Raw genomic sequence first — 11559 nt, forward strand, 5'->3', positions numbered from 1 at the left:
ATCGAGAGATCTACAAGGTTGTATCGATTTGTATTCCGTGATTTCCGGAAAGGACGTAAGAGATTCGACTTCGGTCCATCGTCCCGGATTTTCCGCTACGGATATTCCGGTTCCCGATATCAAAGGATGGAAAGTCGGCGTGATCAAAATGACTCCGGAAATTCAACCCGAAGTCGTAAAAGCGTATGAGAAAGTTCTTTCCCAATTGAAAGAGAAGGGGGCGACACTCGTCGAACTCGATTTTTCCAAGTTCGCCTTTGCGATTCCGATCTATTACATCATTGCTACGGCGGAATGTTCTTCCAATCTTTCCCGTTTTGACGGGATTCGTTTCGGATCCAGAAAAAACAAAACCGGAAAACTCGAAGATCTTTTTGCGGATTCCAGAACGGAAGGATTCGGGCCGGAAGTAAAACGAAGAATTCTTTTGGGAACGTTTTCTCTTTCCGCGGGTTATTACGACGCGTATTACGGAACCGCACAAAAGGCGAGGGCGCTCCTTCGTAAGGAATACGAGTTTTTCTTTTCCAAAACGGATTTTATCCTACAACCCACTTCTCCTACGACCGCTTTTAAGGTCGGAGAAAAAACCAAGGATCCGGTTCAGATGTACAAAGCCGACATGTGGACTACGAGCGTAAACTTGGCCGGACTTCCCGCGATCAGCGTTCCTATGGGAAAGGACGAAAAAGGACTTCCGATCGGACTACAGATCACGGCCCCGCACTTCGAAGAGGGAAAACTTTTCGGAGTCGCACAATCGCTTTCTAAATTAGAAAATTTGAATATTCAATTTCCGGAAAAAATAGGATGAGCGATTTAACGGCAAGAGTCATTCCCTGTTTGGACATCAAGGATGGACGAGTAGTCAAGGGAGTGAACTTTGTCAATCTCGTGGACGCGGGGGATCCCGTCGAATCCGCCGCGATTTACGAGGAAAATTTAGCGGATGAACTTTGTTTTTTGGATATTACCGCGTCTTCCGATCGAAGGGAAATTCTTCTTTATCTCGTGGAAAGGATCGCGGAAAAAATTTTTATCCCGTTTACGGTCGGAGGCGGGATCAGAACCGTGGACGACGTACGGGCCGTTTTGGAAAAAGGCGCGGATAAGGTATCGATCAATACGGCGGCTTTTCAAAACTCGGACCTTCTTACACATGCATCCGAAATTTACGGGTCTCAGTGTATCGTTTGCGCGATCGACGTGAAGTTTCAAAAGGCAAGGGACCGATACGAGATTTTTTTACACGGAGGGAGAACGGAAACCGGAAGGGAAGCGCTCGATTGGGCGCAGGAAGCCGCCGCAAAAGGCGCCGGTGAAATTCTTCTCACGTCTATGGATCGGGACGGAACACGAAACGGATTCGATATCAATCTGTTAAAAAATTTTTCCTCCTCGCTTGAAATTCCGATCATCGCATCCGGGGGCGCGGGAAATCCCGAACACATGGTGGAAGCGATCCTAAGAGGAAAAGCGGACGCGGTTCTTGCGGCCTCCATCTTTCACTTCGGAGAATACTCCATTCGTGAAACCAAACGAGCCATGAAGGAAATGGGAATTTCCGTTCGTTTGGATTGACGATCGCCGCACCTTTCGTTTGGTTTGTCCTTCCAAAGAGGTATTCATTCCGGCTTTCCAATTTGCGCGGATATGATTTTTATCCGAAATAGTATCATAATCTTCGAATATGATTTTGAGACGAATCTATAATTCGAAGATCCGGGTCTTGGCTTTTCGGCGCCAAGATGAGATACATGATTAAATTGGTATATAATGATTGAATCATGTATCTATCCTCCCTCGAATCGACAAAACGTTCGAGGATTTATCTTTGGATTGAGGCCGTTTACAAAGCGTTGATAACGGTTAGAACTTCGTTAAAATAAGCGTTTCTGGAAACCGTATCCACGTGGCTGCTAAACGACAGTTGATAGTGGTCCAAATCCTTTGAAAATTGTTTTGCAGCCGGTAATTTGGAGGACATCTTTCCGCTTGTAGAAGTTACGATCCCGTCGTTCTTATTCACAAAACTCGGGTTTCCGTCTTTCAAAATATCACAGCCGATGACAAAAACGATCCCCGACCCGGGATGTCCGTTGCAGACGCTCATTTCTCCGTAAAAAGCGGTGACTCTGGAATCCTTGGAAGATTCCGCGAGAAGTCGTTCTAAATACGGATTGGAAGCTTCGGGAATATTTTCGTTATCCGGGATCTTGTAAGGTGTGCCGAGTGCGTTCGTATAAGCCATGTCTCTTCCGCCCGACGTTCCGGTCACAAACCCGATCAGCTCGTCTAACGTTTTTCCCATTTGTTCCCGATAACCTGCGGAGGCAAAAGGGGAACCTAGGTAAGGGGCGCCCAGCCCGACTATGAAGTCGATTACGTCGGTCGTATTGTTTACGTGATAAAGAGCGGATCTGCCTACCAAACCTCCCATGGAATGTGCGAGTAGAATGACCTTGTCGTTCGGAGTAAAAACGGCGTTGAGTTTATCGATAAGTCTCCTTCCGTTGTTTTCCACGTAGTCCGAGGTTCGGTAGGTAAAGGTATAAAGTTCGTAAGAGGTTTGAACTTCCGAAAGGTTCTGAGAATACATCTCCAAGGCATCGTCCCAGATTTTTCTAATGTTCGCGACTTTCTTACGTTTGCTCGTGGGAAGTTCGAAATTTCTTTCTTCAAAGTCCCAACCGTGAATCAAAACGATCTTGGGTTTGTTTGTTTTTAAATACGGAGCGGCAATCACAAATTGATCCAACATGATGTGATTTTTTGAAACGACCTCTGGAATCGGAATGAACTTGTAGAGTTCGTGATTGAATTCGTCCCAAAACGTAACGCCTACATTTTTCAGGATCGCTTCGGTCGTATTTTTCCTTTCGATCGAACTATTGCAGTAAAGGAACTGGCCGAGACAAAGAAAAAATATGAAAAGTTTGGAAAGTAGTTTAACGGGTTGCATATCCTAAAGATAAAACGAGGAAAGGAATAGAATGCAAGTGAAAATCAGAAATTCAATTCGTTTTATATTTTTAATTGGAATACGAATCGGAATACTTAAGTATATTATAAATATAAAATATGTTACTTGAGTTATTTGAAGTATTTTGATTTGCGATCGGATCTACGGCGGTAGTCATTTTTGACTGATTCATAATTGCTCATTAATATAACGTAAATTCGACGGTTGAAATCTTGTGCGAATCAGAAACAGGTGCGTTCGCAACATACAATCGCTTTCGCATTGTTTATACCGAACTCACGTTAATATATAATAAAGTACTCAATATTTTGTATTAAAACGGTGTTTTGCGATAAAAATTAACGGTACTCGATTTTATGGAAATCGGTAAAAAAAAATCGGAATCATTCGAAATGTAAATTGGATTTTTTACGGCGTAATGGATCGGCTTGAAGAAAACCGTATTTTGTGGGAAGTATTTGCCGCAAAATACGGTTTATATAGAATAAAATAATTTTCTAATTTACTGGATTCTAATTTTCATAAGGCGTTGATGATCGTCAAAACTTCGTTGAAATACGCATTTCGGGAAACCTTATCCAAGTGATCGCGAAACGAAAGTTGCGCGTGATCGAAGTTTTTCGAGAATCGTTTTGCTGCGGGTAATTTGGAGGACATTTTGCCGCTCGTGGAAGTTACGATTCCGTCGTTTTTGCCCGAAAAACTAGGGCTTCCGTTCGATAAAAAATTACAGCCGATGATATAAATCGCATTCGAACCCGGATGTTCGTTACAAACGTTCATTTCCCCGTAAAACACGGTTACTTTCGAATCCTTTGACGATTCCGCGAGTAGTCGTTCCAGATACGGATTGAAAGCGTCGCTGATCTGTTCGCTCGGAATCGGAACCGAATACGATGTGCCTAACGCGTTCGTGTAAGCCAGATCTTTTCCTCCCTCGCTTTCGGTCATAAACGCGATGAGTTCGCCTAACGTTCCGAAATTTCCCTGGTAACTCGGAGACGCAAAAGGCGAACCTAGATAAGGAGTTCCCAGAGTTACTATGAAGTCGATCACGTCGTTCGTATTGTTTGTATGATAAAGGGCGGATCTACTTACCAAACCTCCCATGGAATGCGCGAGTAGAACGACTTTGTCGTCCGGAGTGAAAACGGCGTTGAGTTTATCGATAAGTCTCCTTCCGTTATTTTCCACATAGTCCGAGGTTCGATACGTAAAAGTATAAAGTTCGTAAGAAGTCTGAACTCCCGAAAGGTTTTGGGAATACATTTCCAAAACGTCGTCCCAGGTTTCTCTTAAATTCGAAACCTTCGCGAATTTGTTCGTGGGAGGATTTATGTTTTTTTCCTTAAAGTCCCAACCGTGAATCAAAACGATCTTGGGCTTGTTTTCCTTAACGTCGGGTGTGGCAATTGCGAATTGATCCGCATTGAATTGACTTTTGGAAACGACCGAAGGAATCGGAATGAACTTATAGAGTTCGTGATTGAATTCTCCCCAAAATAGAACGATCAGAGTTTCCAAGATTTCTTCCGTCATATTTTTCTTTTTTGTAAGATTGAGTTTTTCTTTGAGCTGATTCCAAGATGAATGGTTGCACGAGGAAAAAAAACCGAGGCAAAGAAAGATTACGAAAAGTCTGGAAAAAGTTCGGAAGGATTTCATGTCCTCCAAGAGAAAACAAAAATTAGAAAATGCAAGAGATAATTCTTAAAATCGGAAGAGCCTTCGAATTGTAAGATGAACGAAAAAGGCCGGAATAAGAATCCGAATGTAAATTCGAAGACGGACTCAAATTAAGATTCATTTCGGAAAATCTTCAAGAACCTTTATCAATGAATTATAACTTTCTAAAACACGAAGATCCCTAATTTGAGCCCAAATCCTTTAACGATTTAAACTTTTGGATTTTATGGAGATTCCTTTAACGGATTTTAACTTTCTGACTTTATGAAGATTTCTTGCACGAAAGAGACAAAGGGTTCGGAAGAATCATTTGCGGTTTATGATCCGATCCAAAACGATCCCGGTCGCAACCGTGACGTTCAAAGAGGAAAGATTTCCGTGTATCGGAATTCTCAGTACAAAATCCGATTTTTCCAAAAGGATTCTTTTGACACCTTCACCCTCGTTTCCCATGAGGATCGCGAGTTCTTTCGGATGGGGAAGATTGGACCAATCTTCGTTACCTCGATCGCTCGTGGAAACGATCCAGTAACCGTTTTCCTTTAAGAGTTCCAGAGTGTTTGCGAGATTTTTAACCGTGAAAATTTTTAAAAACGAAAGCGCTCCCGAAGAGACTTTTTCGACCACGGGTGTGATTCCCGCGGATTCTCTTTCGGGGAGGATGATGTTGGTGACTCCGAAACATTCGGCGGTCCTCAAAATATTTCCGAGGTTTCCGGGATCTTGGATGCGATCTAAAATCAGAAAGGTTCCCGGTTTTTCAAAAAGGATTTCTTCCAGATTTTTCTTATCTGAGGTCTGTAGTTTGGAAGGACTTTTGAGAGCGACGATTCCCTGATGGTTCCTTCCCGGAACGAGAGAGTCCAGTTTGGCTCCGGATACCCGATGAACTTTTACGAAAGAAGGAAGTCGGTTTAATATTTTTTCGACAATGTCTGTTCCCGGATTTTCCTTCACATACAATTCGATAAAAGGAAAAGAATGTTCCTTGTTGGAATGGGCCTCCGTAAGTTCGATCAGAGTCCGTTTTCCGAAGATGTATTCCGGTCTGGCTATTTTCTCCTCCAGCGGATTCCGTCTTTCGTGTCCTCGATCAAAATTCCCTGCGCCAAAAGTTGATCTCTAATCGCGTCGGATCTCGCAAAATCCTTATTCTTTCTGGCGGTTTGCCTTTCTTCCATCAGGGAATCGATTTCGGAATCGATCAGATCTTTTTTGGACTCGAAATCGAGAACTCCGAAAATACGATCATAATATGCAAGAATTTGAATGTATTCTTTTGCGAGCATTTCGTTTTTTTTGCCGTCGAGTATGGAATTGATCGTTTTTACGGATTCGAAAACGACGGCTAAGGCTTTGGAAACGTTTAAGTCGTCCGCTAGGGATTCTTCGAATTCTTTTTTCCATTGCAGAACACTTTCGGAAGTAAACTTAAACTCGAAAGGATCTGAGATTTTTACGTCCGATTCCAGATCCAACAAACGATCCAAACAATTTTGAATTTTACGGATGTTCGTGGAAGCTTCGGCGATTCGATCGACGGAAAAATTCAACTTGGAGCGGTAGTGAGCCGAGATCAAAAGAAAACGAATCGCTTTCGGATCCAGACCTTGTTGAACAAGATCGCGTAACGTGTAAAAGTTCCCCTTACTTTTGGACATCTTTTGACCGTCCACGAGAAGGTGTTCGCTGTGAAGCCAGGTTTTTACAAAGGATTCTTCGGGAAAGGCGCCTTCGGACTGCGCGATTTCGTTCTCGTGATGGGGAAATAATAGATCCACGCCGCCCGTATGAATGTCCACTCCGCTTCCGTAAACCTTGCGGATCATCGCGGAACATTCCAAATGCCAACCGGGACGTCCGGTTCCGACTAACGTGTTCCAGCAGGTTTCCCCTTCCAGTTTCGGACTTTTCCAAAGAACGAAGTCCCTTACGTCCTCTTTTTCGTATTCGTCCGTGTCGTAACGGGTTCCGGTTTTCATACCGGTCGTGTCGATTTTACTGAGTTTTCCGTAGCCGTTAAACTTTTGAATGGAGAAATAAAGACTTTCGTCTTTTTCATAAACCAGACCTTTGTTCTGTAACTTTTGAATGATCTCGACCATTTCAGGAATCGATTCGGTGGCCTTGGGATAGTGTTCCAAAATTTCGGCGGAAACGGTTTTTAAATCTTCAAAGAAGGCTTCCGTCCAAGGGGCGGTAAAATCTTTGACGCTCTTTTGAGAAGAGATGGAATCACGGATGATTTTGTCGTCTATGTCCGTGATGTTCATCGTCATATCCACTCCGTATCCCAAAAGTTTAAGGGATCTGCGTAGAACGTCCACGAAAAGAAAAGCGCGTAGATTTCCGATATGAGCGAAGTTGTAAACCGTCGGTCCGCAGGAATACACGGTCACTCGGTGCGGGTCCGAGGGAGAGAATTTTTCTTTTTTACCCGAAAGGGAATTGTAAAACTGAACCTCGATCATTCGGGAAAGAAAATTTCCCTCACAAATTCCAGATTGGCGCCGTTCTGTTTTTCGTCCTTCAAACCGGCCTCGTTTCCTTCCGTGGGATAAACCTGCATTCTTTTGTCGCAGTTCAGATGATTGAAGAAGGCGAAAATCGATTTAGGATGGGAAATTTTATCGTCCATGCCGACCGAAACCAAAGTCGGGATTTTGATTTTTTTGGAGAAGTTTATACTATCATAATATGCTAAACTTTTTTTCATCGCCGTTTTTTTGGTTTTGGAACTGTTGAGTTGCTCGTTAATTTCCTTCATCCAACTCTTTTCGAGTTTGAGTTGAAGATCGTCTATATGACAAAAATTAGGAGTTTCCAAGATCAGTCCCTTGATCCGATTCGTAAACGCGGCTCCGAACGCCGCAAGCGACGCTCCCATCGATTTTCCCGCGAGAATGATTTTATCTCCGTCGATTCCGTCGCTGAGTCTTAAAAATTCGACGGCCCGGATCACGTCCAGATACAACCCTTTCATATAAAAAGAATCTTTTCCGTCCAAACCTTTCGCAAAATAACCGGGAGTCCAATCGGGATCGGCGACTTCCCCCTCTTTCAGTAGAGGACGAACCAACTGAGAACCGTGACCTCTTAGATCGATGATGAGTTGGGCGACTCCCGTTTCGGTGAGTCCTTTGATGATTGCGGGTCTTTCTTTTCCGTAGTCGTGAAAGTAAACGACCACCGGGAGGTCTCCTCGTTTTCTAGGAATGACGAGGGTTCCGTTTAAGGTTGCGTTTTGCCAGGATTGAAAGGAAATATCATAGATGGTTTCCTTGATGATCGAACCTTTGAGAAGAGCCTTGGATTGTTTTTTAATCGGAAAGTTTTTTAAATCCCGAATCGCCTCGGACCAAAATTCGTCGAGATCGCTCGGGCCGTGAAGCTCGGGATAAGTTTGAAAACATTCGTCAAAACTGAGCGCCATCTGGAAACATCGTTTTCACTTTACCGGTGGTGTAAAGTGTTCTTTTGAGGAATCAAGGGTCTGTAATAGGAGTACGGCGATCGTCATCGGACCGACTCCGCCGGGAACCGGAGTGTAAAACGACGAAACATCTTTTGCTTTGGAAATTTCGATATCGCCTACGTTGCCGGGGTTGTAACCCGCGTCCAAAAGAATCGCACCTTTCGAAATCCAATCGGCCTTGATAAACTCCGGTTTACCGACCGCTCCTACGATGATATCCGCTTTACGAACGATCTCGGGAAGATTTTGTGTTTTAGAATGACAGAGTGTGACGGTCGCATTCATCTCGGTGAGTAACATCGCCATCGGTTTTCCCAAAATCGGAGAACGTCCCACCACGACCGCATTTTTTCCCGCGACGTCGATCCCGTATTCTTTGAGTAAAAGAACCATTCCATACGGAGTACAAGGAAGATAGGTTTCCACTCCCATGGAAAGTTTTCCAAAAGAAAGAGTGGTGACTCCGTCCACGTCCTTGTGAAGTGCGATCCGATCAAAGGCCGCTCTTTCGTCGATCTGAGGAGGGGAAGGATGTTGGAGTAAAATCCCGTCTATGTTCGGATCGGAGTTCAGTTTGTCGATGACGGCTAACAATTCTTCCGTGGTGGTTTGTTCTCCGAGGCGGATCATCTCCGAACCCATGCCAACGGAGTTGCAGGCTTTGATCTTCATCGCAACGTAGGTTTCGGAAGCGGGGTTGTTGCCTACTAGGATCGTCGCGAGTTTTGGAATTCTAAGATTTTTTGTTTTTCGTTCATCGATCTCGGAACGAATTCCGTCCCTGATTTTTTCAGAGAGTTTTTTTCCATCTAAGAGAACCGGATTCATACTTCTCAGGATTTAGGGAACCTCTTCTCTGTCAGGTAAAAAATATCCTTTTCGGTGCAACCGAAAGCGTAAAATGAGTCCATGTCTGAAACACCGATCGTCAGTAATCATGAATTGGAAAAATACGCGGATCGTAAGGTCGTCATCGAAGGTTGGGTTCACGGAATCCGAGGAAGTAACGCGAGGCAGTTTCTTTCTCTCCGAAACAGCGGCAAAATTTTGCAGGTTCTCGCGGAAAAAGAAATTCTCGGAGAAGAAATTTTTCAAACCGTAAAACGTCTCCGTCAGGAAACATCCGTTGTAGTGACGGGCAAACTGGTTCGAAACGAAAAATCTCCGATCGGATTCGAACTCGTCATGGATGAGATTCGAGTCGTGGGAGAATCCGAAAATTATCCGATCACTCCGAAGGAACACGGAATCGATTTCTTAATATCGCAGAGACATCTCTGGTTGCGTTCTTCCAAACAATTGGCGATTCTTCGAGTGAGGGATAATCTTTCCTTTGCGATCCGAAAATACTTTCACGAAAGGGAATTTCTTTTGATCGATACTCCGATCCTTACCGGTTCGGTGGGAGAAAGCGCGGGAACTTTATTTTCCACGGAATACTTCGATCTAGGGAACGCGTATCTCGCTCAAACCGGACAACTCTATTTGGAAACGGCGATCTTTGCGCACAACAAAGTCTATTGTTACGGGCCGACCTTTCGTGCGGAGAAAAGTAAAACCAGAAGACATCTCACCGAGTTCTGGATGGTCGAGGCGGAAGTCGCGTTTGCAGGACATGCAGAAAATCTAAAATTGCAAGAGGACTTTGTAAAGACGATCGTGAAAGAGACCGTTCAAAGTTCATTACAAGATTTGAAAGTGTTGGAAAGAGATCCGGCGCCTCTACTCGCTTATTTTGAAAAAGATTTTCCGGTGATCGATTATACAAAGGCCCTCGAAATCCTCGGGTCCAAAGGAGAGGATATCGTTTGGGGAGACGATATCAATTCCGAAAGGGAACAGATGCTCACGACCGAGTTCGGAGGTCCGGTATTCATCCAAAAATATCCGAGGGAAGCGAAGGCGTTTTATATGAAGGTGAATCCCGAAGATCCCAAGACGGTTTTGAATGCGGATTTAATCGCGCCGGACGGAGTGGGGGAAATCATAGGAGGTTCGGAAAGGGAAGAGAACTACGAGAACATCGTTCAAAGACTGAAAGAAGAAAAACTCCCCGTGGAATCCTATGATTGGTATTTGGATCTGAGAAAATACGGATCGGTTCCTCATGCCGGTTTCGGACTCGGTACGGAAAGAATGATCGCTTGGATTTGCGGACTCCAACACGTGCGGGAATGTATTCCGTTTCCGAGGATGATGGAACGATTGTATCCCTGATTTTTTTTAGAGAGTTTTCGTAAGGCCCATCCGATAAGTAAGAGAGAGGTGTATCGTATGGGTCAGAATTTAGCAGTATCCAATCCGTCTTCCATTGAAGAAACCGCTTGGGAATTATTCGAAACGGGTTCTTACGAAGAAGTGATCGCGATCGCAAAGAAGAATCCGAATCACGTTTTTTTAAATCATCTGAGTGGAATTGCGGGGTTTGAATCCGGTTCCGATCACGAAATCAATTTTTTTCTCAAAGGTTCCTCCGTTTTAACACCTCTTTTGGAAGCGTATCTTTTGAAAGAAGCGGGAAAGTCCCGCGAGTCCGCAAAAAAGTTTCACTCGTATTTTAAATCCGCTTCCGTTCCGATTGCGTATTCGACGCTTAGAACCGGAATTCTTGTAAGTGAGGACGCGGTGGATTTCAAAACGGTTTTGGATTTGATCTCCGTTTACAAGGCCCGTTTTTCGGACGATTCCTTTTGTAAGGCTGAATTTTTTTCCAATTATCATTTTAGAAACTACAAAGAAGCGGTTCAGGTTTTTGCTGAGAATGCAAAACGTCTTTCGGAAGAAAGAGACGTTATGGGTGCATTGGGGCTTGCTCTCGTTTATATGGGAAAGTTCGACGAAGCGAAATCGGTTCTCGAAAAAATTCCGGGTTACGAGGAACTTCCCACCTTCGACGAAAAGAAAAAAGAATTTTCCGAAAAGATCGCGAGTATTCCCAAAATGGAAGCGAAACGAAAATCCCTTTCGATGCAGGAATTGATCGATTTAGGTTTTGCTTATCTTTTTTCGGAAAACTTTAAGAAGGCGGAAGAGGTGTTCAGCGAACTCGTTGCCGCTCAAGGTTGATCGCAACGCGATCCGTAACCAACGCCGGAAATACTTGGATCTGTCGTACTTCCGACAATCCTCCGTGAGACTACGAACCCCACAACACACCCCATAGGACAATGCTGTCAATTTAAGAGACTCTGCCGTAATAGATTTCAAACTTACGTTTTCGAACTTTATGTTTTCTATTGAAGGTTCTATTTGGAATGACAGGTAGCCGATGTTTTAAAAGTTCGGCTTTCATTTCATCAAAAACGGAGTTCATCGGTTCAGTACCGGAAAGTAACCTTGGAAGTTCTCCTTTTAGAATGCCGATCGCGATATTTTTATTAATTTTATAATCATATTGTATAACTATACTAGGTGT

At 43.9% G+C, this 11559-nt stretch carries 11 protein-coding genes; 4 read left to right on the forward strand and 7 right to left on the reverse strand.

The features are described 5' to 3' along the window. On the forward strand, positions 1 to 814 hold an 814-nt coding region (locus LEP1GSC060_RS13120), incomplete at its 5' end, for an amidase (RefSeq protein ID WP_036096426.1). Then, positions 811 to 1581, forward strand: coding sequence for an imidazole glycerol phosphate synthase subunit HisF (gene hisF, locus LEP1GSC060_RS13125; protein WP_003005494.1), 771 nt, complete (start codon positions 811 to 813; stop codon positions 1579 to 1581). The genes LEP1GSC060_RS13120 and hisF, both read left to right, overlap by 4 nt. 268 nt (positions 1582 to 1849) lie before the next feature. Here the strand turns inward: hisF and LEP1GSC060_RS13130 are convergent, their stop codons facing one another. From LEP1GSC060_RS13130 to folD, 6 genes are all read right to left on the reverse strand, one after another. Then, the gene (locus LEP1GSC060_RS13130) at positions 1850 to 2962 is read right to left on the reverse strand and encodes an esterase/lipase family protein (RefSeq protein ID WP_003005507.1); all 1113 of its coding nucleotides are present in this window, start codon (positions 2960 to 2962) and stop codon (positions 1850 to 1852) included. A 540-nt stretch (positions 2963 to 3502) separates the two neighbouring features. Continuing rightward, positions 3503 to 4648 (reverse strand): esterase/lipase family protein, encoded by a 1146-nt coding sequence (locus LEP1GSC060_RS13135; protein WP_003005521.1) that lies wholly within the window; start codon positions 4646 to 4648, stop codon positions 3503 to 3505. Positions 4649 to 4975: 327 nt separating this feature from the next. After that, positions 4976 to 5737, reverse strand: coding sequence for a 23S rRNA (guanosine(2251)-2'-O)-methyltransferase RlmB (rlmB, locus tag LEP1GSC060_RS13140; protein ID WP_036096429.1), 762 nt, complete (start codon positions 5735 to 5737; stop codon positions 4976 to 4978). Then, positions 5722 to 7140: a cysteine--tRNA ligase gene (gene cysS, locus LEP1GSC060_RS13145; protein WP_003005511.1), complete on the reverse strand. Its 1419-nt coding sequence runs from the start codon at positions 7138 to 7140 to the stop codon at positions 5722 to 5724. Before cysS ends, rlmB begins: the two co-directional genes overlap by 16 nt. After that, a complete protein-coding gene (locus LEP1GSC060_RS13150) occupies positions 7137 to 8102 on the reverse strand; it encodes an acetylxylan esterase (protein WP_003005484.1) in 966 nt (321 codons plus the stop codon). Before LEP1GSC060_RS13150 ends, cysS begins: the two co-directional genes overlap by 4 nt. A 15-nt stretch (positions 8103 to 8117) precedes the next feature. Further along, positions 8118 to 8972 (reverse strand): bifunctional methylenetetrahydrofolate dehydrogenase/methenyltetrahydrofolate cyclohydrolase FolD, encoded by an 855-nt coding sequence (folD, locus tag LEP1GSC060_RS13155; RefSeq protein WP_003005517.1) that lies wholly within the window; start codon positions 8970 to 8972, stop codon positions 8118 to 8120. 81 nt (positions 8973 to 9053) lie between these two features. Between folD and asnS the strand changes: the two genes are divergently transcribed. Beyond that, positions 9054 to 10361, forward strand: coding sequence for an asparagine--tRNA ligase (gene asnS, locus LEP1GSC060_RS13160; protein ID WP_003005514.1), 1308 nt, complete (start codon positions 9054 to 9056; stop codon positions 10359 to 10361). A gap of 57 nt (positions 10362 to 10418) precedes the next feature. Continuing rightward, the gene (locus LEP1GSC060_RS13165) at positions 10419 to 11210 is read left to right on the forward strand and encodes a tetratricopeptide repeat protein (protein ID WP_003005503.1); all 792 of its coding nucleotides are present in this window, start codon (positions 10419 to 10421) and stop codon (positions 11208 to 11210) included. A 112-nt stretch (positions 11211 to 11322) separates the two neighbouring features. Here LEP1GSC060_RS13165 and LEP1GSC060_RS13170 read toward each other — a convergent pair. After that, positions 11323 to 11559: hypothetical protein (locus LEP1GSC060_RS13170; RefSeq protein WP_036095041.1), on the reverse strand; the 237-nt coding region annotated here is incomplete at its 5' end.

The sequence above is a fragment of the Leptospira weilii serovar Ranarum str. ICFT genome (genome assembly GCF_000332415.1).
GTDB lineage: Bacteria > Spirochaetota > Leptospiria > Leptospirales > Leptospiraceae > Leptospira > Leptospira weilii_A.